At 56.7% G+C, this 803-nt stretch carries 1 protein-coding gene; it reads left to right on the top strand.

Annotation, left to right across the window (positions count from 1 at the left end; genetic code table 11):
* The coding region (locus HMPREF3160_RS08015) for an IS1249 family transposase (RefSeq protein WP_141739882.1) at positions 1–756 on the top strand (756 nt) is incomplete at its 5' end.
* Between the last annotated feature and the right edge of the window lie 47 nt (positions 757–803).

The following is an 803-nucleotide window of genomic DNA, read 5'->3' on the forward strand; positions in this document are numbered from 1 at the left end:
CTTCAACGTATCCCCGCACCAGTGATCGCTGTCATCGATGGAGGACAAGGAGCCGCCAGCGCTATCAAGAAATACTGGCCTGCCACCGTGATCCAACGCTGCCTGGTGCATGCACAACGAGTTGTACGACGCTACACCACCTCACACCCGCGTACCGATGCGGGCAAAGCGATCTACCAACTAGCACGGAACCTGACCCGGATCACCACCCTGGATGAAGCAGCCACCTGGGCGAGGCAACTCCATGAATACGGCACCTTCTACCGGGGCTGGATCAACCAGAAAACCTTCACCACAGACCCAATCACCCAACAACGCCACTGGGCCTGGACACACCCGAACACCCGTAAGGCCTACAACAGCCTGCTACACCTATGGCGTAACAACCTCCTGTTCACCTACCTCAACCCACCGACCGAACTACAGCACCGGCACCGCATCAAATCCACCACCAACAGCCTTGAAGGCGCGATCAACGCCGAACTGAAACTGCTCACCCGCACCCACCGCGGCAGAGCCGGAGAACACCAACGAAAAATGCTGGAATGGTGGCTCTACCAGAAAACAGAACTGCCTGACGATCCAACAGAAATCGCCAGGCAGTCCAACTGGGGCCAAAACCAACTCGCCAAAGTACCAGCCCTGACCCACAACAAGAACCAAGCCGACCACCAAACAGGACGACCAGCCCTCTACGACAACGCTATCGACACCACCTACACACACTCAATCGGCATCCAAAAAGGCCACACCTAACCCCCGCAACACACCCAAACCAGACACACATTTTGACCCTTAACCCA

Origin of the sequence: Arthrobacter sp. HMSC06H05 (assembly GCF_001807395.1) — a bacterium.
In the GTDB taxonomy this organism is placed as follows: Bacteria; Actinomycetota; Actinomycetes; order Actinomycetales; family Micrococcaceae; genus Pseudoglutamicibacter; species Pseudoglutamicibacter albus.